Annotated in this window: 19 protein-coding genes and 2 pseudogenes; 7 read left to right on the forward strand and 14 right to left on the reverse strand. The window is 68.9% G+C overall.

Annotated elements, in window-relative coordinates; all coding sequences use genetic code 11:
- Nucleotides 1-16: 16 nt before the first annotated feature.
- The 5 genes and pseudogenes from OG622_RS46785 to OG622_RS46805 all read left to right on the forward strand — a co-directional run bounded on the left by OG622_RS46785 (nucleotide 17) and on the right by OG622_RS46805 (nucleotide 5844).
- A complete protein-coding gene (locus tag OG622_RS46785; RefSeq protein ID WP_371583234.1) occupies nucleotides 17-907 on the forward strand; it encodes an NAD(P)-dependent oxidoreductase in 891 nt (296 codons plus the stop codon).
- Nucleotides 908-1085: 178 nt separating this feature from the next.
- Nucleotides 1086-1973 carry an NAD(P)-dependent oxidoreductase gene (locus OG622_RS46790; protein WP_371583236.1) on the forward strand — a complete coding sequence of 296 codons (888 nt, stop codon included), beginning with the start codon at nucleotides 1086-1088 and terminating at the stop codon, nucleotides 1971-1973.
- A gap of 858 nt (nucleotides 1974-2831) precedes the next feature.
- Nucleotides 2832-3422 (forward strand): TetR/AcrR family transcriptional regulator, encoded by a 591-nt coding sequence (locus OG622_RS46795; RefSeq protein WP_371583238.1) that lies wholly within the window; start codon nucleotides 2832-2834, stop codon nucleotides 3420-3422.
- A gap of 637 nt (nucleotides 3423-4059) precedes the next feature.
- Nucleotides 4060-4209 (forward strand): annotated as a pseudogene (locus OG622_RS46800) (aromatic compound degradation protein PaaI); the annotation flags it as partial.
- Between the two features lie 1050 nt (nucleotides 4210-5259).
- Nucleotides 5260-5844: a hypothetical protein gene (locus OG622_RS46805; protein ID WP_371583240.1), complete on the forward strand. Its 585-nt coding sequence runs from the start codon at nucleotides 5260-5262 to the stop codon at nucleotides 5842-5844.
- A 491-nt stretch (nucleotides 5845-6335) separates the two neighbouring features.
- On the opposite strand, the gene OG622_RS46810 is transcribed toward OG622_RS46805, so the two are convergent.
- From OG622_RS46810 to OG622_RS46850, 9 genes are all read right to left on the reverse strand, one after another.
- Nucleotides 6336-6950, reverse strand: a complete 615-nt coding sequence (locus tag OG622_RS46810; RefSeq protein WP_371583241.1) for a TetR/AcrR family transcriptional regulator — start codon at nucleotides 6948-6950, stop codon at nucleotides 6336-6338.
- 320 nt (nucleotides 6951-7270) lie between these two features.
- Entirely contained in the window at nucleotides 7271-8119 is an 849-nt protein-coding gene (locus OG622_RS46815; protein WP_371583243.1) for an alpha/beta fold hydrolase, read from the reverse strand.
- 503 nt (nucleotides 8120-8622) lie between these two features.
- On the reverse strand, nucleotides 8623-9627 hold the full coding sequence (locus OG622_RS46820; protein WP_371583245.1) for an NADP-dependent oxidoreductase: 1005 nt from the start codon (nucleotides 9625-9627) through the stop codon (nucleotides 8623-8625).
- Nucleotides 9628-10125: 498 nt separating this feature from the next.
- Nucleotides 10126-11085 (reverse strand): GlxA family transcriptional regulator, encoded by a 960-nt coding sequence (locus OG622_RS46825; RefSeq protein ID WP_371583247.1) that lies wholly within the window; start codon nucleotides 11083-11085, stop codon nucleotides 10126-10128.
- A gap of 441 nt (nucleotides 11086-11526) precedes the next feature.
- The gene (locus OG622_RS46830; protein ID WP_371583249.1) at nucleotides 11527-12774 is read right to left on the reverse strand and encodes an NADH:flavin oxidoreductase/NADH oxidase family protein; all 1248 of its coding nucleotides are present in this window, start codon (nucleotides 12772-12774) and stop codon (nucleotides 11527-11529) included.
- A gap of 79 nt (nucleotides 12775-12853) precedes the next feature.
- Entirely contained in the window at nucleotides 12854-14323 is a 1470-nt protein-coding gene (locus OG622_RS46835; RefSeq protein WP_371583251.1) for an amidase, read from the reverse strand.
- 609 nt (nucleotides 14324-14932) lie between these two features.
- Nucleotides 14933-15808 carry an alpha/beta fold hydrolase gene (locus OG622_RS46840; protein ID WP_371583252.1) on the reverse strand — a complete coding sequence of 292 codons (876 nt, stop codon included), beginning with the start codon at nucleotides 15806-15808 and terminating at the stop codon, nucleotides 14933-14935.
- Nucleotides 15809-16711: 903 nt separating this feature from the next.
- Entirely contained in the window at nucleotides 16712-17284 is a 573-nt protein-coding gene (locus tag OG622_RS46845; RefSeq protein ID WP_371583253.1) for a TetR/AcrR family transcriptional regulator, read from the reverse strand.
- 266 nt (nucleotides 17285-17550) lie between these two features.
- Nucleotides 17551-18156 carry an ABATE domain-containing protein gene (locus OG622_RS46850; protein ID WP_371583255.1) on the reverse strand — a complete coding sequence of 202 codons (606 nt, stop codon included), beginning with the start codon at nucleotides 18154-18156 and terminating at the stop codon, nucleotides 17551-17553.
- Between the two features lie 64 nt (nucleotides 18157-18220).
- Between OG622_RS46850 and OG622_RS46855 the strand changes: the two genes are divergently transcribed.
- On the forward strand, nucleotides 18221-19093 hold the full coding sequence (locus OG622_RS46855) for an alpha/beta fold hydrolase (RefSeq protein ID WP_371583256.1): 873 nt from the start codon (nucleotides 18221-18223) through the stop codon (nucleotides 19091-19093).
- Between the two features lie 191 nt (nucleotides 19094-19284).
- Here OG622_RS46855 and OG622_RS46860 read toward each other — a convergent pair whose 3' ends face one another.
- From OG622_RS46860 to OG622_RS46875, 4 genes are all read right to left on the reverse strand, one after another.
- A complete protein-coding gene (locus tag OG622_RS46860; RefSeq protein WP_371583257.1) occupies nucleotides 19285-20736 on the reverse strand; it encodes a DHA2 family efflux MFS transporter permease subunit in 1452 nt (483 codons plus the stop codon).
- Nucleotides 20737-20852: 116 nt separating this feature from the next.
- Nucleotides 20853-21551, reverse strand: a complete 699-nt coding sequence (locus tag OG622_RS46865) for an SDR family oxidoreductase (RefSeq protein ID WP_371583258.1) — start codon at nucleotides 21549-21551, stop codon at nucleotides 20853-20855.
- Between the two features lie 228 nt (nucleotides 21552-21779).
- On the reverse strand, nucleotides 21780-22796 hold the full coding sequence (locus tag OG622_RS46870) for an NADP-dependent oxidoreductase (protein WP_371583259.1): 1017 nt from the start codon (nucleotides 22794-22796) through the stop codon (nucleotides 21780-21782).
- A gap of 126 nt (nucleotides 22797-22922) precedes the next feature.
- Complete coding sequence (locus OG622_RS46875; RefSeq protein WP_371583261.1) at nucleotides 22923-23498, reverse strand: TetR/AcrR family transcriptional regulator; 576 nt, start codon at nucleotides 23496-23498, stop codon at nucleotides 22923-22925.
- Nucleotides 23499-23589: 91 nt separating this feature from the next.
- Here OG622_RS46875 and OG622_RS46880 point away from each other — a divergent pair, with 91 nt between their 5' ends.
- Nucleotides 23590-24480 carry a TIGR03620 family F420-dependent LLM class oxidoreductase gene (locus OG622_RS46880; RefSeq protein ID WP_371583262.1) on the forward strand — a complete coding sequence of 297 codons (891 nt, stop codon included), beginning with the start codon at nucleotides 23590-23592 and terminating at the stop codon, nucleotides 24478-24480.
- Between the two features lie 168 nt (nucleotides 24481-24648).
- On the opposite strand, the pseudogene OG622_RS46885 reads toward OG622_RS46880, so the two are convergent.
- Nucleotides 24649-24990 (reverse strand): annotated as a pseudogene (locus tag OG622_RS46885) (4-coumarate--CoA ligase family protein); the annotation flags it as partial.
- Nucleotides 24991-24992 lie beyond the last annotated feature (2 nt).

A 24992-nucleotide genomic window follows, 5' to 3' on the forward strand; every position in this document is an offset into this window, starting at 1 on the left:
CTGACTGGAGTGACGCATGACCAGGGATGCCCCCACACCCGTGACCATCGTCGGGCTGGGGTCGATGGGCCGGGCACTGGCCGGAGCGTTCGCCGACGCGGGGCACCCGACAACGGTGTGGAACCGCACGCCGGCCAAGGCCGTACCGCTGGTGGCCAAGGGCGCCGTCCATGCCCGGGCGGTGGAGGCCGCGGTCGAGGCGAGCCCGCTGATCATCACGTGCCTGACCACCTTCGAAGACACTCGCTCGGCCCTGGAGCCGGCTGCGGCGGCGCTGTCCGGGCGTGTCCTTGTCACGTTGAACAGCGGTTCGCCCGCCGGCGCCCGCGCCATGGCTGCCTGGGCGACCGGCCGCGGCGCCCGGTTTCTGGCCGGAGCGGTCAAGAACGTGCCGGAGGCCGTGGGAGGGTCGGACACGCTGCTGTACTACAGCGGAGACAAGACGGTGTTCGACGAGTACGAGGCGACGCTGAAGGTACTGGGCGGCGACACCGTCCATCTGGGAGATGAGACCGATCTCGCCGCCCTGTACGAGATGGCCGTGGGCGCCATGCTGCTGCCCGCGCTCGTCGGTTTCTTCCAGGGGGCCGCGGCCGTTCAGGCCCGTGGGCTGGAGGCGAGCAGCATGGTGCGGTTCGCAGGGAAGTGGCTGGACATGATCAAGTCTCTGCTGCCGGTCTACGCCATGGAAATCGACGGCGGTGACTACACCGATGCCGCCTCCTCCGTGAACCTCTTCCTCGCGGGCGCGGCCCATGACATGGAACTGGCCGAGGAGACGAACGTCGACGTGGCCTGGCTCGCTCCACTGCACGACCTGGTGGAGCGGGCGGCCGCGGCGGGTCACGGCGACCACAGCATCTCGGCCCTGACCGAAGTACTCAGGAAGCCGGCACAGAAGGCGTGACGCGACTTCTGTTCCGAGGCACATGTTCCCGCGGATCCGTCCATGGTCTTGGGTCACAGTCACGCCGCCTGCGACAGGCTGCGGCGGCCACCCGGCCTCGAAGGTGTCGGCGCAGGTCGTTCGGTGAGGGAACGGCACGTTCATACCTCACCCGGAAAGACGTTCAGGCTTTGATGTGATGTTGAGGAGTGTTGTGAGCAAGCACGATGTGACGGTCATTGGGCTCGGGCCAATGGGACGTGCGATGGCGAGCGCGTTCCTCGGCAGGGGCTACCGGGTCACCGTCTGGAACCGGACCGCAGGCAAGGCGGACGAGTTGGTGGGCGCGGGCGCCGACCTGGCCGCCACGGTCCACGGCGCGCTCGCCGCGAGCGAACTGGTGATCCTCAGCCTGACGGACCACCACGCGATGTATGCCGTCCTTGAGTCGGCCACCGAGGCGCTGTCCGGCCGGGTCCTCGTCAATCTCAGCTCGGACACGCCCGAGAGTGCCCGCAGCGCTGCGCGGTGGGCGTCAGGACATGGGGCCCGGTACCTCACCGGAGGTGTGCAGGCCTCACCCCCGGGCATCGGGCAGCCCGGGCTCTCCACCTTCTACAGCGGGCCCAAGGAGGTGTTCGACGCGCACCGGGAGGCCCTGAAGGTGCTTACCGGCACGGACTACCGCGGCGAGGACCCAGGGCTGGCGGCGTTGTACTACCAGGTCGGGATGGACCTGTTCTGGACGACGGTGCTCGGCTGGCTGCACGCCCTCGCGCTGGCGGATGCCCACGGCGTCTCGGCCGAGGAGATCCTGCCGTCTGCGTCATCCGTGCTGTCCGGGATGCCAGATTTCCTGGCCTTCTACACACAGCGGATCGACGCGGGTGAGTACCCGGGCGACATCGAAAGGCTCGCCATGGGTGTGGCGAGCGTCGACCATGTCCTGCAGACCGCCAGGGGCGCGGGGGTCGACACCTCGTTGCCGACGGCGGTCCTGGAGATTTTCCGGCGAGGCACAGCAGTCGGCCATGCCGACGACAGCGCGACCAGCTTGATCGAGGTCCTGAAGAAGCCCGCCGTATAGCCGCTTCGTGCCGGTCCGGCTGACGCGCGGTCTCAATCGGCACCGCGAACCCCGCTACCTCTTTGTTGGCCCCGTCCTGCCCGAAGGACGGCACTGGTGAGGCTCGTCATCGGCTGACCGGCGAAGATCAAGGCGGTGCGCAACCCGCGGTGGCTGTTCCGCGTCGCCCCCTCAGTCTTACGGCCTGCCTCGCCCGTCATCGCGGTCGCGTCCGGCTCGTCGTCTGTGTGCGGGTCGCGCAGGTGGCGTCGGCCCGGTACTGCGGGCCGGGTGAAGGCGTAGCAGCCGAGGAAGTTGATGTGGTCGTACTTGTAGCGGGGACGAGCGGGCGAGGAGCTTGTCGCTGACGGGGAAGCCGTCGGCGGCCGGCTGCTTGACGGCGGCGTCGATGTAAAGCCCGACTTCTCCCTGACGGTCAGGGCCGGGCGGCGGCGGCAGGTCGCCGTCGGTCGATCGCGGCGGCGGTCAAAGGCTGCGGCGACTGTGCCTCGTCGGCGTGGTGATCGGCGTGGTGGGGTGACCGGACCGGACTGGCTCGGACCGGACCGGACTGGCTCGGAGCCGAAGCTGCGGTACGCCTGTCGCCCGGCGCGGTTGCTTCACCTGGGGCATGGCGAGGCTCGTGGTGATGGCCGGCACCGTGAGCCTCGCCGGCGAGGGTGAGTTCAGGTGCCGGGTCCGTGTCTGCCCTAGCTGATGAAAGTCCGACGCCCGCCTGTCGTCCTTGCCGCGGAGGGCGACCGGAGGCGAGGCGGCCGGCCCCGCTGTCGCCCTCTTTGGATTACGTTCGCAATACCATAGACTGGTGAAGTCCGTGTAGGGCAACCGGTCTCTCCGGTCGGCAAAGGAGTGTGTGCTGTGGTGCGGTATGGAAAAGAGCACAAGTCGGCGACGAGGCGGCGGATCATCGAGGTGGCGGGCCGCCGGTTCAAGCAGGACGGTATCGACAGCTCCGGGGTCTCGACGCTCATGAAGGACGCGGGGCTGACCAATGGGGCCTTCTATGCTCACTTCCAATCCAAAGATGACCTCGTCACCACGGCAATCGCCGACCAGTTGACGGTGCAGGCCGAGGATGTCGTCGCACGGGCTGCGCCTGGCCGTGCCGGACTCGAGCAGATTGTGCGGGGGTACCTGTCGCCTCGGCACCGCGACAGCCTTGGCGATGGCTGTCCCAACGCCGCTCTGCTCGACGAGATCGGGCGTTGTGCCGATACGACCAGGCAGGCGTACACCGACGGCGTGCTGGTTCTCATCGACGGCATTGCCGCCCGCATGGTGCCTGAGGACCCGCCCTCCGCACGTGTGAAGGCGCTCAGCCTCCTCGGCCTGATGGCCGGGACACTGCAGCTAGCCCGCGCCTTGACCGACAGCCAACTCTCCAATGAGCTCCTCGATCAGGGGATAGACAACGCCCTGGCCCTGCTGGACGCCGGGCAGCGCGTCTGACGCACCACATCCCCAGCCCCAGGCAGTGGCTCTCCATGATTCTGCCCCGACGTCGAGATCGCCGGCTGGGGCGGGCGCCTTGCCGATGCCTCCGCGGCGATGCTCGACCGGCTCCCGCGCCGGCCGCACTCGTCGACATCGACGGCCCCTCCCCTGCCGGCTCCGCAACCACCAGAACCAGGCCGAGATGCTGTGGAGTGGAGGGGACGTCCGTGTCGGATTCAGTGAGGACGACGAGTGGATGACGAGACGAGTGGATGGCCAGCAGGTGACGAGCAGATCTGGCCGAAGGCGAGAACCCTCATCAATGCCGCCAGGCCGTCCTGCTCCAGCGCGTCACGTCCTACGCGAAGGGCGTGACCAACTGCATGCCGGACCGGTCGCTCCGGCCCGCAGTCGAACGGGACGATTCAATCCGAGCTGGTCGGCGACACCGGATCGGGTGCCGCTGCCAGGCTGAGTGAGGCGGCGCTCGGCCGATGTGGCAGCGGAGTCCGTTGCCGGTGTCGCGCAGGATCAGCAGCGTCCACAGCTCCCGTCACGTCGAGCGTGTGCTGGACCGGGCGGCTGTCCGTGCTCACCTCAAGGCTCACCTCAAGCCACTTCATCCCGCCACCACGGGGCTCCTGACTTCATTATGGACACCGGCAAGGTCCGCGCCATCGGCACGGTCGTCAGCAGGGGGCGCCAAACCGCTCTCGCGCAGGCCCATTTGGTCGACGAGGCGGACCGCCTGCTCGCCCACGCCACCAGCACCTGCATGCTCTTTCCCATCTCCGCGCACTGAACCGAGACGGGCATGTTCGCGGCTCGCACGGGCAGCGCTCCCGACCGCGACCTCGACCTCGGTTGACGGTCACATCACCGCACGTATGCATCACGGCAGGTGCTGGAACCGCTGGTCGACATGGGGATGTCCGCCCATCGACCGGTGCTCTTCGCCAATCTCGCCGGGCTCCTGGTCGGCCGCGGCGGGTTCGTGCTCGTGATCGGCGTGTCATATCTGGTCCAGATGGCGTCGAAGGTCGCGGGATACGGATTCGACGCGACTGTGCTGCGTTCCTCGGTGGAGTACCTGTTGCCCAGCACCTGGCGTCGCTGCTCACCGCGCCGGTCGGCGGACAGTTGGTCCGCCGGCGCGGTCCGCGGGTGGTCCTGGCGCTGCCCTCGGCGAGCGGCACGGCGGTCAGCGGTGTCCTCCTGGCGCGGCAGGTCCTCGCAGCCTGCGACCGGGCACCCCATCGAGTGCCGGCCTACGTCCCCCCCCATGCCTGAACATGCCCCTGCGGGGCCTCGTCACCCGCAAAGTGCTGTGCACCGGGGTCCCGGCGTCCTGGCGCACCCGGGCAGGGACGAGTTGCTCCGGCCTCGCGGGCTTCTCCCGGGGCGCGCAGGTCTTGGAGGAGGGGAGGGGTGAGCCGAAGCCGAGGAGGTGCGGCGATCGGGACCGGCGCGCCAGAGCGCCTTCAGGGCCGGCGCCACCTGACCTCCGTTTCGCGTTGGGTCTTCAGGCCGGGCCGATTCACGCCTCGTCCGGTCCCTTACGCGACGTGACGTCCAGATGGGGCGACCGTTCGTGACAGGGCCGTGAGATGGGTGGAGGCGTCCGCCTGCTCATGCCGCCGTGGCCGGATGGGCGAAGAGAGTGGGGCGAGGGCGCCACTCTTGTGAGTACGGTCATAATCTAAATTTTGTCAGGCCCTTGTTCGCAGGTCGACGCCCTGCTTATTGTCATACAGTCATAATGTAAAAGGTCAATGAGCATGCGGGCGCAGCATCCTGCCGGACCCGCCGGCCCCAGAGGCCCAGCAACTCTCTCAGTCGAAGGGGACTTCCCATGAAGTCGCTGGTCTTGCCGAAGACGACGCCGGGGGCAGCGGACGAGGCGTGGGATGACGTACGGACGGACATCGATACGGCCGTGGCGCGACCGAACCCGGCCACCCCCGGCCCGCTCGCCTCCTTCGCCCGGTTCGTCCTCCTCGGCGGCGGTGTCGGGGTGGCGTCCAGCGGTGCCGTGGTCGAGCTCGCCGGACTGATGCCCTGGGTGGTGGCGAATGCTCTGGTCACCGTCGCCTCGACGCTCCTCAGTACGGAGCTCCACGCGCGCTTCACCTTCGGGACAGGGCATGCCGGATGGCGCCAGCACTGGCAGTCCGCCGGGTCGGCCACGGCCGCCTACGCGGTGACCTCCATCGCGGTGCTCGTCCTGCACCTCGTGCAGCCGTCGGCCGGAGCGCTCTACGAGCAGGTCGTCTACCTCACCGCCGCCGGGCTCTCCGGTGTCGGACGTTTCCTGGTGCTGCGTGTGTTCGTCTTCGCCGGTGGCCGGACCCGGCCCGCGGTGCGGGCAATGAGCCCGGCGCCGGCACGGGAAACGGGCGCCAAGGTGTCCCTGCTCTTCCCGGTTCCGGCGTTGTGAGAAGCCGTCCGACAGTGTCTCCCTCGCCGATGACCGCAGACTTCAGACGCCGCAGACTTCAGATGACCGCCGGGCGGAATGCCGCTCTGTGGGAGGCCGCCGTCCGGGGAGAGACCGACAGCCCCCAGCCACAGGGTGGCCGTCGCCTCCCCCCAAGTCGGCCATGGACTGGCGGTGAGAACGCCGACGAGCCGGGCCCCTGGCACCTCGCCGCGGCGCTGGAAGCCGTGGGCAGACCCGACGAGGACGTGGCCCGACTGCTGGAAGAGTCGGCCCGCCGGTCCTGGGCGTGCGGTGGCTGTGCCACGGCGGCCCGTGCCTTGCGGCGCGCGGCGACGCTGTCCCCCAGACCGTCGCGGACTTCGCCGCCCGGTTCATCGAGGTATGGGTGCCGCGTGGGGTGCGCGCTTCAGCGCCGGCGCGGAGTTCCGGGGCTGCCCGGCCGGCTCGCCGATGCCCGGAGTGGATTCCTACCCCAGGGATGATCTCCTTCACGGCCCCTTGGGCAGGGTCAGCCGCCGAACCAGGTCCACCCAGGTGGCCTGGAGGCGCGCGGTGGCCACCCCGCGCTCCTTGCGCAGGTAGTCCGCCGCTTCGAAGCTCGTGAAGGCGAGAAGGGCGTGGGCGAGCATGTCGTGGTCCCCGTCAACCCCCGTCTCACGCAGGAGAGTTGAGACATGACCATGGATGGCCCGGCCGGTGTCCGAGGCGTTGCGGCGTGCGTAGGGCACCTGGCGTCCCAGCGCCGTGCCCAGGTCCGCGTCGGCGGCGATGCGCTCGAGCAGGGCGCAGCCGAACGCTGCCAGACGATCTCCCGCAGGCGCTCCTGGCCCCAGAGGAGGCGGACCTGAGGTATACACCTCCTGGAACTCCGCCTCGGCTTCGTCGAGGAGAGCGAGCAGGAGGCCGTCGCGGTCGCCGAACCGGCGAAAGAGCGTGCCTTTTCCTACGCCGGCCGCCTCGGCGACCTCCCGCATCGTCACATTCTCGACCCCCTGCTCGGCGATCAGTCGTCCGGCCGCTTCCAGCAGCCGGGAGCGATTGCGCGCGGCATCGGATCGCTCGGCGGTGACGCCGACCGATGTGTTGTTCGGTCTCTCCGTCACTGTTCACTCCCGTGATGTCGCGCGTGCGTACATCCACGCTTCCGTCCTGGATCTGCGCCTGGCGTACATGGACGGGAAGGCGGCTGAGGGGCGAGGGGGCCGGTCGGCGCGCAGGTCGTGACAGGAGCCACGTAGGGGCCCTCGGAGGTCCGGCGTCCACTGAGGGTTCACGCCGCCTGTACTGGTCATGAGGCACCCGGGGTCAGCATCGGCTCCCGGCCCCGGGACGCCCGGCGGCGATGATCGCCACTCGGAGCAGGCGGTACCTCGCATGGTCATGAGGTGCCGTCTGATTCGGTGTCAGGGGTCTGCCGCTCGACTCAGGCGGCGAGGAAGTTGGCCACCTCGGTCGCGAAGGCATTGACATGCTGGAACAGGAAGGCGTGGCCGGCGTCGCTGTAGAGGACCAGGGTGGCCGAGTCGAGGTGCTGGACGGCGACGTAGGAGGCCAGGGCGTTGACCATCACGTCGTGGACGCCGTTGGCGTACAGGACGGGCTGCTTGATGGTCTCCAGATTCGCCCGTACCTGTTCGAACGGAACCGTCATGAACTTGACGATCGCCTCGCGTTGGCGCACGGCCGCTGTCTCGGACACCGCGGGGCCCCCGGCGGCCAGTCGTGTCGAGACCTTGGTGAGGTGCTCGACCCCGGCGGCACGGGCCGCGGCGGTCTCGGGGTAGAACAGGTAGAGCATGTCGTCCGCGTCGGCGTCGGGCTTGGCCATGATGGCCTGCACCTTCTCGGGCAACGGCGGCAGCTCGGGCACCGGGCCCGGACCGCTGCCCGCCACGACCAGCTTGCGGACGAGGTCGGGCCGCCGCAGCGCAACGTGCTGGGCGACGAAGCCGCCCATGGACCATCCGAGCAGGTCGGCCCGCGCCAGGCCGAGGGCCTCGATGAATTCGATGGCGCCGTCGGCGAATCCTTCGATGGAGTCGCGCGGCTCACCGGTCGTGTATCCGATCCCGATGTTGTCGAAAAGGATCACGTCGTGCTCGGCGGCCAGGAGGTCCAGGAACTCGGGGTCCCACCAGTCGATGGTCCCGCGGAAGCGGTTCACCAGGACCAGGGGGACGCCGCCTCGTGGGCCCATCCGCCGGTAGGTGAACGTTGCGGAAGCGCCTTCCACGGACAGGTCCTCGGTCTTGTCTGCCAGATAAATGCGCATGATGTGCTTCTCCTCTTGCCGGTGTGCCTGAGAGATGTGGTCTGTCGGGCCGGGCGTCAGTCGGACGCTTTGCTGGCTTGCGGATCTTTCGTCGAGGACCCGGTCGTGGAACGGCGCGGCGCCTCGTGCGAATGCGTGAGGCCGACGGGCTGACGGGTGGTGCGGTCACGGCTCGGGGTCGGTGGTTGCCGCGACGATTGCCCTGACGACGGTTGAGTGGTCGGCCTTCGCCGTCCTGTGCCGCCGCCGCTGCCCTCACGCCGATGGCTCGCGACGGGGCGGGCGTGGGCACCGAGCATCGGCATCGACGGGCACGGTGCGGATTCCTGGCGGCTGCTTCTCACGGGAGCTGCGGACGGCCCATCGACTCGCCGCGGCCTACGAGTGGGAGTTCGCCCACCCGATCGCCAACGTCGCACGTCAGGCGAGGAGTTCGGAGCCCGAGATCCTCGCCGAGCAACTCGCCTCGTGGAGGATCTCGGCCTTCCGGAAGGACTGTTCCCTCATACCATCTTGACGACGACCTTGCCGGCCTTCGCGCGCCTCTTCTCGGCGTACTCCAGCGCCTCTCGGGTCGACTCGAACGGGAAGACGGTGTCGACGACGGGGTGGATCCTGCCGGCGTCGACGAGTGGGGTGAGCTTGCGCAACTGGTCGCCGCTGGCCTTCATGAACAGGAACGAGTACGTCACCTGCCGGCGCCGGGCGCGGCGTCGGATCCGGAAGCTCAGTGCGGACATCACCAGCCGGATGATCGGATTCGCACCCAGCTCCCTGGCGAAAGCCGCGTCGGGCGGGCCCGCGACACTGATGACCTGCCCGCCGGGCTTGAGCACGTCCAGGGACTTGTGGAGCGTCTTGCCGCCGAGAGAGTCCAGGACGACGTCGTAGTCGTGCAGCACCGTCTCGAATGCCTGCTTCTTGTAGTCGACGACGATGTCCGCGCCCAGACGCTTCGCCAGGTCGACGTTGGCCGTGCTCGCGGTGGTGGCCACGTGCGCGCCCAGCTGCTTCGCCAGCTGGACGGCGATGGTGCCCAGGCCGCCGGAACCCGCGTGGATGAGGACCTTCTGGCCCGGCTGGACGCGCGCCCGCTCTACCAGCACCTGCCATGCGGTCAGGGCGACCAGCGGAAGGGACGCGGCCTCCTCCATGGTCAGTGTGACCGGCTTGATCGCCACGTCGTCCTGGTGCACGGCGATGAGTTCGGCGAACGTGCCGATGCGGTCCTGGTCGGGCCGCGCGTAGACCTCGTCGCCCACCGAGAACCGAGTGACGGCCGCACCCACCTCGACCACCACCCCGGCCAGGTCGTTGCCCGGGACGAAAGGAACCCGGTACGGCAGGATTGCCTTGAATGCCCCGTCCAGGGTCTTGAGATCGAGCGGGTTGATGCTCGCCGCATAAATCTGGATCAGGACGTCGTCCGCGCCCACCTCCGGGTCCGGCGCCTCACCGGCCCGCAGGCCGGCCCTGTCGCCGTAGCGCTCGACCAGGAATGCCCTCATCGTTCTCTCCGTATCTTGCTCGCAAGCGGACGGGCTGGGTGCGGTGCCCGGCGTTCACCTCGGCCGGCAGGGCTTTCGAGGGCCCGTCTTGCGTCATGGATGCCGTCGGTAGCCGGTGTGGTCAACGAAAGATCCAAAGCCAGTTGAATTACGTTCGTAATATTAAATGGTCGGCCGGTGGATGGCAAGTAAGCCCTCGTCTGTGAAGGTGCATCGCGCCTGGGGCGGAATCGGGGCATCAACGAGAAGCGCCCGGCCGCCGGGCCATCGCCCGCAAGGCCCCGCGACAGTCGGCTCTGTGGCGAGGCATGGGTGCGGTGTGGTGTGGTTTCAAGCAGTGCGCCCCGGCGGGGCGGACGGGCGCCCTGCGGCAATGGACGGGCGCGCGCTGTCCGCATGGACGGGCGCGTGCTGTGTGGCGAAGGCCATTCCCCCCCCCGGCCGTGAACGGTGCGCCGGTTCGTCAACGCGTCCGCAGGGCGGGAGGCGCGGTGGTGCTCAGTGCGTGGGGGACAGGGTGCCGCGGAAGGTGCGCCGGTAGGTGAGCGGGGAGACGCCGATGGCGGCGTGCAGGTGTTCTCGTAGCGATGTGCCGCCGGCGAAGCCGACTTGGCCGGCGATCTCGTCCACCGGCAGGTCGGTGGTTTCCAGGAGGTGTCGTGCGCGGTCGACGCGCTGCTGGATCAGCCAGCGTCCCGGGCTCATGCCCACCTCTTCGGTGAAGCGGCGGGCGAAGGTGCGCAGGCTCATGTGGGAGTGCTCGGCGAGGTCCGTCAGGGTCATGGGCTCGTGGAGGTTCTCCAGCGCCCACTGGCGGGCGGTGGCCGTTCCGCTGGCCGTGGCCTCGGGCACCGGGTGCTGGATGTACTGCGCCTGTCCTCCTTCGCGCCACGGGGGGACGATGCACATGCGGGCCACCTGATTGGCGACTTCAGTGCCGTGGTCCTTGCGAATGATGTGCAGGCAGACGTCGAGCCCGGAGGCGGCGCCGGCCGAGGTCAGCACATCTCCGTCATCGATGAACAGGACGTCGGGATCCAGTGCGACCTGAGGGAAGCGTGCGCGGAAGAGGTCCGCGACCATCCAGTGGGTGGTGGCCGGCCGACCGTCGAGGAGACCGGCTGCGGCAAGGACGAAGGCGCCGGTGCAGATCGATACGAGGCGGGCGCCTGGAGCCACGGACGCGAGCACCTGGACCACGGCTTGCGGAGCTTCCCGGGTCACGGCGGTGGTGACGAAGGGCGGGATGATGACGGTGTCGGCGGTGTGCAGCACCTCCGGGCCGTGCTCGACGGTGATCGAGAAGTCGGAGTTGGTGCGGACCGGGCGGCCGTCGACGCTGCAGGTGAGAACCTCGTAACGGCCCACCGCCGCCCCGAATACCCGGCTGGGAATGCCCAGTTCGAAGGGGTACACACCGTCGATGGCCAGAACGACGACTCGATGAATGGGCACCATGGCGTGATCCCGTCGAAAGTTGGAATTCAGGCCATGGTATCGGACCGTTACGGCAACGCGCAGCACGCGCAGCGTCGCCCTGTGCGCAACGGTCCTTTCGCCGAGCAACGGCGCCTTGGCCTTCCCGACGGGGACCCGGTGGGGTGGTCGCCGACACCTGACGTCTGCCGCGGACGAGATTGCCGGCCATCCGGCAAGGGCCACGGCTCGGAGACCCGGATGGGCCGCATGATCAGCACCATGGGCAGGAGGACCCGAGGCGTTCACCGCGACCTTCAGCGAACCTGGGACCGGTGGTGAGGTCGCGCCGGGCCCAGCACGGTTCAGGCGACAAGCAGGTGCCACTGGGGTCGGTGGACAGTGCTGAGACGCTCCATCGGGTAGCGCGGCCTGTCCCGAGCCGGGCTCAGCGTGGGCTCCGACCGTGGAAGCTGCAGGCGCTCATGACCCGCCACGCCTGGCGCGGAACGAGGTGCGCCCGTTCCGCCGAACCATTGCGAGGGTGGCTGCAAGGCTGCCGCGATTCAGGTCGGGCCGCAGGCCGTTCCCGAGGCGATGTATCTGGTCGGTGTGCCAGCTGATGTCCAGTACGCCGTCCAGGACCTTGAGGTCGGCGATTTTACCCAGCAGGGTCCTCATGCCGTAGCGCACCTGGTGTGCCGTGAGTGCGTCGGCCCGCCCTTCGAGGATGAGCCGGGCCGCGTCTGGTGTGGTGATCGTCGGCCGGCCGATGCCGACCACGTCGCATTCGCCGGCCTGTACGGCTCGCAGCATGGCATCGCGGGTGCGGAATCCGCCTGTGACGGCGAGGGGGATGTCGCCCACGCGCTTGCGAACCGTGCGGGCGTATTCCAAGAAGTACGCCTCGCGTGCCCTGGTGCTGGGGGCCGCCGAGCCACTCATGGCCATGGACTCGTAACTACCGCCGCTGACCTCGATGAGGTCGACGCCTTCGTGGGCGAGCGCGGCCAGCACGGCCTGGGACTCGTCCTCGGTGAAGCCGCCCCGCTGGAAGTCCGCCGAGTTGAGTTTGACGCCCACCGCGAAGCCGGGCCCGACGCGGCCGCGGATGCGGCGGACGACCTCGAGGCCGAAACGCATCCGCCGCTCGAGATCGCCGCCCCAGTCGTCGTCGCGCCGGTTCGACAGCGGTGACAGGAACTGCGAGATGAGATACCCGTGGGCCGCTTGCACCTGTACACCGTTGAAGCCGGCTGTCTCGCACACGGCCGCGGCCGTGGCGAAGCGCTCGATGATCTCCTCGATCTCCGCGGGTCGCAGTTCGCGCGGCGTCGTGGCTCCGGGCAGTTTCGGCGGGACCGGGCTGGGGGCCACCGGCGTGTGTCCGAGTGCCAAGGGGTTGGCCTGGCGTCCGGGGTGGTTGAGCTGTGCCCAGATCGCACCGCCCGAGTCCTGGGCCGACTTGGCCCAGCGCGAGAGCGCGTCGAGATCACGCTCGTCCTCGATGACGATGTTGCCCGGTTCACCGAGCTGTGCGCGATCGACCATGACGTTGCCGGTGATCATGAGGCCGTAGCCGCCGCGGCTCCATGTGGAGTACAGACGGCCGAGGCGCCCGTCGGGGGCGTTGTTCTTGTTTCCCAGCGACTCGCTGAGTGCCGACTTCATGAGGCGGTTGGGCAGTATCTGGCCGTTCGGGAGAGTGAGGGGGGTGTCCAGCGTATTCATCGGGGCCTACTTCGGTGTGGTCGCCGCCAGCCGGGGTTGCCTGGAGGTCGGGTTCGGGGCAGTGGGGGTCGGCGGATCGTCACATGAAGGCCGGAGGGGGCTGGTAGCCCTCGAGTTCTCGGCCGAGGAGCTCGGCGAACTTGATGGTGGTGAGGTCTCCGCCGCTCGGACCCATCGCCTGGAGCCCGACCGGCAGACCGTCTCGGCCGGTTCGCACGGGGATGGTCGTCGCCGGAGAGCCGGCCACGTTGGCGATGGCGCTCCACTTGACCTGGTCCCAGTAGGGGCGAGGCCGCTCGTCGACCTGGATCCGGCGTCCGAATCTGTCGATCGGTTTGTTGTGATGAGGCGGTGCCGTGGTCGGTGTGACCGGCATGAGCAGAACATCGAAGTCCCGGAAGAACTCGGTCCACCGCTGCCGCAGCTCATGGCGTGCCACGTCCGCCTGGAGCCAGCTGTAGTGGGACTGGAAGGTTCCTCGCAGGGCGTGCAGCGCTTCTCCACGAGGATGCTGGACGAGACGCGCGAGGAGTGCGGTGTTGGAGGCCGCTGTCAGTCCGGATCGGTCGTAGGTGAACGCACCGAAGAGCAGGCGCAGGAAGATGTCATGACTGGTCGCCATGTCTCCCGGGAGGCCGGAGGGCCGCAACTCGACCTTCGCGCCGGCCGCCTTGAGGGCATTGAGGGCGTCGTCCATCGCTGTGGCGACATCGTGGTCGACGGGACACGACACGTCCTCGGGCCACACCGCGATCCGGAAGCCACGCAGTTCGCTCGCCCTGGGTGGAGCGAGGGTGTAGCTGAATCCGCCGTCGCGCTCGGGCGGTCCCACCGTCGCGTGCAGGATGGGGACGAGATCGCGCGCCTCGCGCACCTGGGCGCCCGCGCAGGCGAGGTCGATCTCCCCCCATCGCCCGACACCGGGTCCGCCCGGCACGTGGCCGATCAGCGGGATGGACCGCCAGGTCGCCTTGTGTCCGTAGAGGCCGTTGAAGTGTGCTGGGATGCGGGTGGATCCGCCGATCTCCGAGCCGAAGTCGAAAGCGGTCAGCCCCGCGGCTGTGGCCACGGCGCCACCCCCTGCGGAGCCTCCGGAGGTGCGTGTGGTGTTCCACGGGTTCAACGTGGGTCCGAACACCGGGTTGTCCGCCTGGACGTCCTGGTTCCCCGCGGGCATGTTGGTCTTGCCGATGATCAACGCACCCGCGGCACGCAGCCGTCGTACCGCTTCGGCGTCCTGTTCGGGCACGTAGTCCTTGAGGTGGGGCCGACCACAGACGGTCCGCAGACCAGCGGTCTCGTAGCTGTCCTTCAGCGTGATCGGCAGACCGTGCAGCGGGCCGAGTTCTGCCCCACTCGCCCGTTTCGCGTCGGCATTCCTGGCCGCGTGTCGCGCCCGCTCGACGTCAAGGGTGACGATCGCGTTGAGCGTGCCGTTGTGGGCGTCGATGCGGCTCAGGTAGACCTCGAGCAGTTCCTCACTCGACACCTCGCCCGAGGCCAGCGCACTCAACTGGTCAGCGGCTGACTGAAATGGGAGGTCATGCACGAAGGGCCTCGTTTCTGTATGCGCTGATTCGGCGGGACCAGAGGCCGAGAGGGGGAGGTCCCCTGACGCCCCAAGGGCGAACGGTCATACTATTACGACCATACGGTAATTTCTAGCCCTTCCCTCATGAAGTTCCGCGGCCGGGCGCCACTCGGGCCTTTCCGGAATCGATTGCGCCCGGAAGGCCCGCGACGGGCAGTCGCGCCAAGCGTGCGTGAGAGGTCGAAGAACGAAGCCCGGTCTGTGATCGCACGGGTCGAGACGGGGGAAGCCGTTTTTGTCCGTGCCGCTGGGCCGCCTTGCACCCAGCGATTGACGCGCAGTGGGCGCTGACAAGCCTCTGCGGCGGGATCGGATGCCAAGGCGTGGAGCCTGTTCACGGGGCCGTCGTGAGGTGATCGACGCGACCGCCGAGAAGGTGCAGACCGGATCGCAGTGGGTGCGCCTGCCACTGAGACGCGCAACTGGCGGGGCTCAGCCGGGGCTCAGCCGTCGGATGGCGGAGTGTTCGGACGCTGCGGGAGGCGCGCGGGATGGGCCGGGCATCCCATCGCGCCTCTGGTCCGGCGTCAGTACGGCGAATGTGAGGCCCGCTCCAGCGGCATCCGATCAAACTCGGGACTCGAGGAACCCGAGCGCCCTAGCGACGAAATCCTCGTGGTTCTGGAAGACCCCTCCGTGGCCGGAATCAGGATAGAGGGGGACGAGTTCGCTCTTGGGCAGACGGGCGGCCAGGTCGATCGTGTTCTGGCTGGGCACCATCCGGTCGTGGTCACCGTTTGCCACGAGGACGGGCTGGCGTACGGCCGACAGGTCTGACGGGGCCTGGCGGCCCCATCGTTTGACGGCCTTCAGCTGGGCGCGGAGCGACGGCAGCGAGATGTCCTTGTCGCGGTTGTCCGTGCGCTCCTCCAGTCGTCGCAGGAGGGCGCGGCCTGCCTGTCGGCCGCTTGTGGTGTCGGTGAAGAAGAGGGAGAGTTTTGGGTCCTGGCGGGTCAGGGCGCCCTTGATCGTGGCCTGGATGGCGAGAGCCGGAACCCTGTCGATGCCGTGGCCGCCCGCGGGACCGGTGCCCGCGAGGATGACCTTGCGGACGAGGTGTGGTTCTTCTTCCGCGACGACCTGCGCGATGAAGCCGCCCATCGACAGACCGAACAGATCGACCTGGTCGAAGCCGAGGGCCCGGATGAACCGCACCGCGTCGTGGGCCATCCCTTCGATCGTGTCCGGCGTGGAACCGCCCGACCCGCCGACCCCGCGGTTTCCGAAGGTGATCACCCGGCGTCGTGCGGCGAGTCCGTCGACGACGCGCGGATCCCAGTTGTCCAGGTTCCCGGCCATGTGGATCAGGAGGATCAGCGGCACTCCGTCCTCGGGACCGAGCTCCCGGTAGACGAAGTCCATCCCGCCGACGGACACGGAGCGGGTCGGCGCGTTCTTGTGGCTCGATCGTGAGGGGGGCGGGGAGTTCCGCGGTGCGCTCATGTCCAGGTCTTTCGTGTAGGTGGGTGTCGGGGCGGTCTCGTTGCCGGGGGACCGGAGGGAATCGGGTTCTTCACGTGATCGTGACGACGACCGTGCCTGTCTTCGCGTGCCCTGTCCCGGCGTACTCCAGCGCCTTCCGGGTCGACTCGAACGGGAAGGCGGTGTCGGGTTGCGGGCCGAATCCTGTCGGCGTCGATGAGCGGGGTGAGCGTGGCCGGCTTGATCGCCACATCGTCCTGGTGCACTGCGACGAGTTCGGTGAACGTGTCGACGCGGTCCTTGTCGGGTCGCGCATGGCGTCATCGTCGATCGTGCACCCGTAACTGCCGCACCCGCCTCGACCACCACCCCGGCCAGGTCGTCATGGATGCCGGTGTGACTGGCACACCGGGCTCCGGCTGATTGAATTACGTTCATCATTCTATGAGGTTGGTCAACGGCCCGCAAGGGGGCCCTGGCTCCCCGGTGTGTCATGTCTCGTGGCGGCGAGACGCCGGTCGGCGGCGCGGGCGCTTCGGTCATGCCCCGACATGGCTCACAGGTGACCCCGCCGCCTCCGGGCGGGCGGGCCGGGGCGTGGTCGCTGTGGCGGCCATGCTTCTGGTGGCCTCCTGTTCCAGGAGCAGTTTGTGACGGAAGCCCTCGACTTTCTTGAGGGGTAGCGGGTGAGGGCAGGGGCGGGCGGTATGCGCGCTGGGGACGTCGGTGGCTTCCCCGGCCCGGGTGGTCGACGCCCGTCGACCAGTCATGCGTGTCGGAGAGGCCACTTGACGAGTCCGAAGGGGCGGAGAGCGGCCATTACCCGGACGGACGGAAGGTTGTCGCATCCGGGTTCGGCTCAATGCCCTCGCGCATCGCCGGGCGGAGGTCGGCCACCAGACTGCTGCGACCCGGACGTTCCTCTCAGGGCATGAACGTGCGGGCGTTCTCGATTCCCTGCTCGAGGACCTCGTCGGCGAACTTGCGGTCGGCGAGGGCGCGGGACAGTTGCAGTGTCCCCACCAGCATGGTGAAGAGCCCAATGGCCCTGCCGCGAGCGGACTGCGGATCCGCAGGCGCCAGACGAGCGGCGATCTCTTCCACGATGGCCGTCGCGCCCTCGGTGTACGCCTGCTTGGTGACGTCCGCGCAGCGGCCGATCTCGTCGAGCAGTGCGGCGGAGGGGCATCCGGTGCTGGGCCGGTCACGGTGCTCGGGCGACAGGTAGCCGCGAACGAAGTCCTCGACTCCCTGTCGGCCGGGCCGCAGAGTGTCGTACTTCTCCACCTGTGTGCGCAGTTCATCGGCGACAACGTTGGCGACGAGGTCGTCCTTGGAGGCGAAGTGGGCGTAGAACGCTCCGTTGGTGAGCCCGGCGTCGGCCATCAGTGTCGAGATGCCTGAGCCGTCTATGCCGTCCTGCTTGAATCGGTGGCCGGCCTTCTCGATGATCCGTTGCCGCGTCACCTGCTTGTGCTCCTTGGCGTAGCGCGCCACAGGGTTCCTTCCGTCGCGATGTAAGGCCGTTGCTTGGAATCCGAGTCCAGTCTCTTGCCTGGCGTAAATAATATTATGACCGCGAGGTAATGTGAATCGTCTACGTGGGGCCGGCGGTACTGGCGAGACACCGCGGGTGCGTCGCGCACGTCGACGTCCGGATTCGCTGCGTACGAGGCCACCCGGTGCAAGCGAAGGACATCGAGAGCGTCCCCGGCCCAGCCTCTCGTACGAGTGCGCCCGAGTGAGCTGCGGAAAGTCCTGCGTCAGCTTTCCGTGATCCGGCCGCTCTGTCGTGTACGCGCCTGATGGAGGCGGACCTTGGTGCGGTTTCCGCAGCGGGACATGGAGCACCAGCGGCGGTTGCGGGCCGGAGAGCGGTCCAGGAAACGCAGCGCGCAGTGGTCCGCTCCGCAGACGCGTACGCGCCGGATCTCGGCGGACAGAAGCAGGTCGACGGCGTCCTGGGCGATGAGCGCCAGCGCGAGTGCGGGGTCGGCGGTGAGGGTCGTGGCGTCGGCGGGTTCCAGTCGGTCGTCGGTGATGACGAGTTGCAGGGTGGGTCTGGGGGCCGCCGCTGCCGAGCGGTTGAGCAGCGTCACGTCGCCGGATGTGGGCAGTCGGCCGTCGGCGACCGCCAGTACGGCCCGGTCGACGGTCTCACGCAGGTGCCGGGCGGACCCAAGAACGGCTGCCGTTGTGGGACCTGTGGACCCCGGTGTGAGCAGAAGGGCCTCCCGGAGCCAGCCCATCAGGTCGTCCGGTCCCCGGAGTGTCTCCTCCGGAGTGGTTCTCCACCGGCTTCGGAGAGTGTTGGCGAAGTCCAGGCAGACCCGTCCGCCATCCCAGATCCACAAGTCGTCCGTTGCCATGTCTCCATTCTGCCCGCTAGCCTAACCGTCTTAGGCGGTTAGCTCATGTCAGGAAGGCGCACCCATGGGACAGCCGACAGTGACAACCGGAGTGACACAGGTGGACGGGGTCCGTCTGCACTATGTCCGGGCGGGATCCGGCCCTCTGCTCGTTCTGCTCCATGGCTGGCCGCAGACCTCCGACTGCTGGCGGCCGGTACTGGCGGATCTCGCCGCCGACCACACCGTTGTGGCGCCGGACCTGCGCGGATACGGCCTCAGCGACAAGCCCACCACTGGTTACGACAAGCGCCGGATGGCCGCCGACATGGCAGGCCTCGTCGAGGCGCTCGGCTTCGAGCGGGCCATGGTCGTGGGGCACGACCGCGGCGCTCGTGTGGGGCACCGCTGGGCGCTGGACCGTCCGGACCAGGTGGAGCGGCTGGCCGTGCTCGACATCGTTCCCACCCGGGAGATGTTCCGCCGCCTGGACGCCTCGCTCGCCTCCGGTTACTGGCACTGGCTGTTCCATATGCAGCCCGATCTGCCCGAGCGCCTGGTGGGGCACGACATCCGCGGGTATCTCGAGTACTTCTTCGAGCGGTGGACCTACAACCGCCACGGACTCACGGCCGACGCGGTCGACGGTTATGTCCGTGCGTTCTCCCGCCCGGGCGCCCTGCGCGCGAGCCTCGACGACTACCGCGCCATGGAGGAGGACACCGCGCTCGACGACATCGACGCCGCCGAAGGCCACCGCCTCACCATGCCGCTGCTGGCGCTGTGGGGTTCCGCGGGGCTGCCTGCCCGCCTGCCGACACTGGAGATCTGGCGGGGCTACGCGGACGACGTCACCGGTGCCGAGATCCCGGAGTGCGGCCACTTCATCCCGGAGGAGCAACCGGAGGCGCTGTTGGCGCATCTGCGGCCTTTCCTGGCCGACAAGAAGAGCCGGTGAACCCCCACGGTGATGGAGCGGCGCCCCTCAGCCGGTCGAGCGCCGGCCCGAGGGGCGCGATGTCCGAGGGGCCCTCGAACGCAGTGTGATGCCCGCATGGCGAGCGAGCCTGGACGGGCAGGACGGCAGGACGGGGCTGAGGGGCGGCGCGGCCTCGCCGTAACCGGCTGGGCCGCCCCTCGGGCCGGGCTTCAGATCGCGACCGGGGCGCCCGCCGGACCATATCCTGCGGCAAGGTCGGCAGTCGGGCCGCCTGCTTTGCGCTGCCGGGGTATCAGCAACGCCAGGGCCGCGGCCAGGGCGACCGCACCGGCGCCGACCCAGAGCGCCGGGACCAGGCCGTCCACGAACAGTGAGGCGGACCCGTAGCCGCCCTGGGCGGAGAAGACCGCCGCCAGCGACGCGACGCCGATGGCGCCGCCGACCTCACGGATCGCGTTGTTGGCGCCGGAGGCGATGCCCTGCTCCTCCGGGCGGACCGTGCTCATGACGAGGTTCGCGCTGGGGGCGAAGAACATGCCCATGCCGATGCCGCAGACGATCAGGGCCGGCAGCAGAGCGGTGTACGACACCTGCGGCTCGACGGCCAGTGCCCAGAGCCCGAGGCCCACCGCGTTCAGGGCCATGCCCACCATGACGACAGGGGCGCCGCCGATGCGGTCGGACAGTGCTCCGGCCAGTGGTCCGGCGATCATGGGCATGGCGGTCCAGGGCAGCATGCGCACGCCGGCCTCCATCGGCGAGTAGCCGCCGACGGTCTGCAGGTACTGGCTGAGAAGGAAGATCGCCCCGAACATGCCCACGAACATCAGCAGGCTGGCCGCGTTGATGGCGCTGAAGGAGCGGTGGCGGAAGAGGCGCATCGGCAGCATCGGGTGCTTGGCGCGCAGTTCGTAGCGGACGAAGCCGACGAGCAGGGCGGCCCCCGCGATGAAGCCGCCCAGCACCGGGGTGCTGGTCCAGCCGTCGACGTTGCCGCGTATGAGGGCGTAGATGATGCCGAACAGACCGCCGCTGGCCAGGACCGTGCCGACAAGGTCGAGACTCGGGTTCGGGCCGCGGCTCTCGTCCAGCCGCAGCAGGGCCAGCGGCATCAGCGCCAGGCCGAGCGGGACGTTCACCCAGAAGATCCACTGCCAGGCGATGTGCTCGGTGAGTGCGCCGCCGATCAGCGGTCCGGTGGCGACGGCGATGCCGCTGGCCGCGCCCCAGATACCCAAGGCGACACCGCGCCGCTCGGCCGGGACGGCCGCCGACAACAGGGTGAGTGTCAGGGGCGTCACGATCGCGGCTCCGACGCCCTGCGCGGCGCGGGCGGCGATCAGTTCACTCATTCCTGGGGCGAGGGCGGCCGCTGCGGAGGCGGCGGTGAAGATCGCGAGCCCGATGACGAACAGTCTTCGGCGGCCGAAGCGGTCGCCGAGGGAGGCGCCGAACATGAGCAGGACCGCGAAGGTGAGGGTGTAGGCGCTCACCGTCCATTCGAGGTCTTCGAGGCCGCCGCCGAGGTCCTCGCGGATGGAGGGGAGGGCGGTGGTGACGATCAGGTTGTCGAGCGCGGCGATGAATCCGGCCGCGCTGGTGATGGCCACGGCCCAGATGGCGCTGCCGCGCCGAGCCGGTTGCTTGCGTTGCTGATCCATGAGGTTCCCTTGGCAGACGTACCTGGCGTGAGCAATGGATGTGGATGCCGGGGCGCGGCGTGCGATACCGAGCACCGGCATCCACCGGCTCGGTGCGGATTCCTGGCTGCCGGACCTCAGGGGAGCTGCGGGTAGAGCACGGAAACGCCTCCGGCCAGTGCGGCCTGTGCCTGGCGGGCGGCGTTGTCCGCGAGGATCTCGTAGGCGCCGGCGGCGATGCCGTCGACGGCGATTCGGGCGATGTCGGCGGGGTCGGACTTGGCCGCGTCGACGGTCCGGACCATGTCGGTGTCCATGTAGCCGACGTGCAGGCCGGCTACGCGGATGCCCTGGGCGGCGAGTTGCTGGCGCAGGGCGTTGGTGAGCGACCACTGAGCGGACTTGGCGGCGCAGTACGCGCCGAATTCCGGGAAGCTGACCCAGGACAGGCCGGACAGGATGTTCAGGATCGCTCCCCCGCCGTTGGCGGCGATCTGGGGTGCGAAGGCGCGGGCCACCGAGAGGGTGCCGAAGTAGTGCGTGTCCATCTCCAGGCGGATGTCGTCCAGGTCCGCGGTGAGCAGGTCGGCGCCGGTGGAGGACCCCGCGTTGTTGACCAGGACGGTCACGTCGCCGGTGACTGCGGCGGCGGCCGCGACGGAGGCGGGGTCGGTGATGTCGAGCGCGATCGGCTTGGCGCCGGGCAGGTCGACATGGTCGGGGTTACGGGCGCCGGCGTAGACGGTGGCGCCACGGCTGAGCAGTTCGGCCGCGAGGGCCCGGCCGAAGCCCCGGTTGGCTCCGGTGACAAGGGCGGTGCTGGTGGAGAGGTCCATGGAGAGTTCCTGGTGAAGTGGGTGTTCCCGGGCAGCCGCAGAGCGGGCCGTCGGACCGGAAGGGGGATCTGGGTCATCGGCTGAGAGGGCCCGGATCCATTAAAGTATGGTCGTAATGTTAACGGGGCCGAGTCGGTGGTCGCAAGGGCTCTGTGCGGAGCGGGGGAAACGGAGGGGGCCTGCCGTGTGCACGGCAGGCCCCCTCGCGCGGTCGGCTGAAAGGCGGACTCAGAGCTTGACGATCATCTTCCCGACGCTCTCGCCCCGCATCATCGCGAGGAAGGCGTCCAGGGTGTTGTCGAGGCCGTCCCGCACGGTTTCGCGGTAGCGGAGCTTGCCCTCGGCGAGCCAGCCGCCGACCTCGCGGACGAAGTCGGGCTGGAGGTCCAGCTCTTCGCTGAACATGAATGCCAGGATGTCGGACCGCGTCACCAGCAGGTTCCACAGGTTGCGCGGCCCGACGACCTTCTCGTCGTTGTACTGGGAGACCATCCCGCACAGGACGATCCGCGCGTGCAGCTTGAGAGCGCCGATCGCCGCCTCCAGGTGCTCGCCCCCGACGTTGTCGAAGAAGACGTCGATGCCGTCCGGGGCCGCGTGGGCCAGCTGCTCGGCGACCGGCCCGTTCTTGTAGTTGAAGGCCGCGTCGTAGCCGTACTCCTCGATCAGCAGCTTGACCTTGTCGTCCGAGCCCGCGCTGCCTATGACGCGGCCGGCACCCTTCAGCTTGGCGATCTGACCGACCTGGCTGCCGACCGCGCCCGCCGCGCCGGAGACGAAGACCGTGTCGCCCTCCTTGATCTTCGCGAACCGCTCGAGCCCGATGTACGCGGTGAGGCCGGTGACGCCGAGGGCGCCCAGGTAGGCGGTGAGCGGGGCCAGATTCGGGTCCACCTTCTGGGCGGTCGCCGCGTCGAGGACCGCGTGGTCGCGCCAGCCGAGTACGTGGATCACGTGGTCGCCGGGCGCGAAGCCCTCGGCGTTGGAGGCGAGGACGCGGCCGACCGCGGGGCCGTCGAGCGGTGCGTCCACCTCGTAGGGCTCGATGTAGGACTTCTTGTCACTCATCCGGCCGCGCATGTAGGGGTCTACCGAGAGGTACTCGTTGGCGACCAGGAGCTGCCCGGGGCCGAGTGTGGGGAGTTCCACCTCGCGCAGCGAGAGGTTCGACGCCGTCGGCCGGCCCTCGGGGCGGGAGTCCAGGTGCCATGCGTGGGCGGTGGTGGGCAGGTTCTGCTCGGACATGTGGATCGAGTCCCTTCGGAGAGGTGCTGCTCTGAGAGTGGTGAACAGAAAGGTCTGTCTACTGAACGGAGAGGTCTGTCTGGTATGGGTCTTGGGAAGGAGCCGCGAGCGGCGCGTTTCAGGGGGCTATCGGGGGCAGGTCGCGTCGAGCAGGGCGCGTGCGGCCTGCTTGGCGGCCTCGGCGGCGGCGTCGGCATTTTCGACGCGGGTCGCCGCCAGTGTGCCGTCGATGAGGACCGTGAGCTGGAATGCGAGCGTGTCAGGGTCCGCCGCGCCGGCTGCGGTGGCCAGGTCGCGCACCCATTCGCGGACGGTGCGCTTGTGCTCGGCGGTGATGGCGTGAGCGGTGCTGCCGGGTTCGTACTCCGCCACCGCGTTGATGAACGCACAGCCCAGCGTGCCCTCTCGCGCCGCGTACTCCAGTGCGACGAAGAGGCCGAAGAGCTGCTCGCGTGGGTCGTCCCCGGCCGCGAGTGCCGCTGAGCGCAGCTGGCGCCGCCAGCTGTCGTCCATCCGCCGCAGGTAGGCGGCGACCACGTCGTCCTTGCTGGGGAACTGCTTGTACAGCGTGGCCTTGGCGACTCCCGACTCGGCGATCAGCCGGTCCACCCCCACGGCGTGGATGCCGTGTGCGTAGAACAGCGCGCAGGCGGTGTCGAGAATGCGGTCCCGGGCCGGGAGTCGCTTGGGCGTGGTGGTCATGAGGTGTAAGTTAACAGACAGGTCTGTCTACTGCAAGAAGTGAACAGACCTGTCTGTCTAATCCAGTACTTGACTGCGAGGAGATGTTTCGATGGGCGGCATCGATGGCCTGGATCTCGGGAGGTTCGGGGTCTATACCTTCGACTTCGAGGTCCAGTCGGCGGCTCGGATACGCGAGTCGGTCCGGGAGCTCGAGGAGCAGGGCTGGCGGGCGTTGTGGATTCCCGAGCTCCTCGGGCGCGACGCGTTCACGCACGCCGGCTATCTGCTCTCCTGTACCGAGCAGATGCGTGTCATCAACGGCATCGCACAGATCTGGTCACGCGGTGCCCGGTGGGCGTACGGCGCCGGCCTCCTGCTGGCCGACGCCTACCCCGACCGGCATGTGCTCGGTCTGGGATTCGGCGGCGGGCAGGGGCCGGGGACCAAGCCCCTGGCCGCCATGACCGCATACCTCGACGAGATGGACGCGCTCCAGACGCCCAACCCCCTGCCGAAGACTCCGATGCGCCGCATCATGGCCGCGTACGGGCCCAAAATGCTTGAGCTGGCCGGCGAACGCACGGCCGGCGCGCAGACCTATCACGTCAACGTGGCGCATACCGCGCTGGCGCGCGAGATCCTCGGGCCGGACACGTTCCTGGGCGTCGAGCACGCTGTGCTGTTCGAGTCCGACCCCGGCAGGGCCCGCGCGATCGCGCGTGAACACCTGCATCCGTACCTGAACTCCCCTTACAACGTCGCGAAGTTCCGCCGACTGGGCTACTCGGAGGAGGAGATCGCCGGTGCCGGCGACCGCATCGTCGACGACCTCGTGTTCTGGGGCGACCTGGACACCATTGTCGAGAAGCTCCATGCCCATGTCGCGGCCGGAGCCGATCATGTCGCGGTGCAGGTGATCGGGATCGAGCCGGGCGAATCCGCGATGCCGTACTGGCGCATGCTCGGTGAGGCACTCCTGCCTCGGGGCGGCAACGCCTGATCTGTGGTTTGTGCAGGCGCCGCGAGCGGGACGAGTCGCGGCGCCTGGCACGGGGCGGGGCGGGAACGGGCGAGGCAATTCTGGGTGGGCGCCCCGCTCGGGTGGACACGTCAGGGCCGCCCGCCGCAGGGGTGAGGACCGTCACCCGGTGGGCCCCGACCGTGGGGGTCACTCGGCCGGGGTGCGGAGGTCCTTGCGGAGGATCTTGCCCGACGCCGACTTGGGTATGGCGTCGATGAACTCGACCCGCCGGACCTTCTTGTACGGGGCGACCTGGCGCGCGACGAGCTCGATGACCTCGTCCGCGGTGAGGTCGGTGCCGGGTCGGCCGACGACGAAGGCCTTGGGGATCTCCTCACCCTCGTCGTCGGTGACCCCGATGACCGCTGTGTCGGTGATGGCCGGGTGGGTCAGCAGCAGGGCCTCGCGTTCGGCGGGCGGGACCTGGTAGCCCTTGTGCTTGATCAGTTCCTTGAGCCGGTCGACGATGAACACCCGGCCGGCGTGGTCCT

It is taken from the genome of Streptomyces sp. NBC_01314, assembly GCF_041435215.1.
Classification (GTDB): Bacteria; Actinomycetota; Actinomycetes; order Streptomycetales; family Streptomycetaceae; genus Streptomyces.